Origin of the sequence: Kocuria gwangalliensis (genome assembly GCF_039544365.1) — a bacterium.
Lineage (GTDB): Bacteria > Actinomycetota > Actinomycetes > Actinomycetales > Micrococcaceae > Kocuria > Kocuria gwangalliensis.
On the sequence record NZ_BAABLN010000050.1, the window covers coordinates 1 to 962 of the forward strand.

General features: G+C 70.4%; 1 protein-coding gene. It reads left to right on the forward strand.

Going from position 1 to position 962, the window contains the following annotated elements; genetic code table 11:
* A partial coding sequence (locus ABEA06_RS13515) for an IS3 family transposase (RefSeq protein WP_345311827.1) occupies positions 1-923 on the forward strand: 923 nt, incomplete at its 5' end.
* Positions 924-962 lie beyond the last annotated feature (39 nt).

A 962-nucleotide genomic window follows, 5' to 3' on the forward strand; every position in this document is an offset into this window, starting at 1 on the left:
GGGGAGACGAACTGGTGAACCGCTTCCAGTTCGTCGAGGACCACAAGGACGCCTGGGGCGTGAAGCGGTTGTGCGAGGTCATCGAGATCGCCCGGTCGTCGTTCTACGCCTGGCTGGCCGCCGAGCCGGCACGGGCGGCCAGGGCGGCGGCCGACGCGGCGCTGGTATCGCGGATCCGGGTGCTGCAGGACCCGGCCCGGGGCGGGGACCGCGCCTACGGCGCGCCCCGGATCACGGCCGACCTCAACGAGGACGTGCCGGCCGGTGACCGGGTCAACCACAAGCGCGTGGCCCGGGTGATGCGCGAGCACGCTCTGGCCGGGATCCGGTTGCGCAAACGCGTGAGGACCACGATCCCGGACCAGTCCGGCAGGCGGTTCCCCGACCTGATCGGCCGCGACTTCAGCACCGGCGCGCCGTGCTGCCGTTACGTCGGTGACATCACCTACCTGCCCCTCGAGGACGGCACGAACCTCTACTTCGCCTCCTGCATCGACCTGGGCTCCCGGAAGCTCGCCGGATGGGCCATGGCCGGGCACATGCGCACCGAGCTCGTCGAGGACGCGCTGAAGGTCGCCTGGTGCGAGCGTGGGACGCTGGCCGGGGCGGTGTTCCACTCCGACCACGGCTCGGTCTACACATCGAAGTCCTACGCAGCGCTGTGCGAGCAGCTCGGGGTGAGGCAGTCGATGGGAGCGGTCGGCTCATCGGCCGACAACGCCCTCGCCGAAAGCCTCAACGCGGCCCTCAAGCGTGAGCTGCTCGAAGGCCGCGCCGCGTTCCCCGACGCGCCCACCGCCTACCGGGCCGTGTTCCGATGGGCGAACCGCTACAACACCCGCCGACGCCACTCCGCGATCGGGAACATCGCCCCGAACGCCTACGAAACCGCCGCCTCCGCTACGCTCACGGAAGCGGCATAACCGAAACGACACCGTGTCCACGATTCGGGGTCAAGGCCC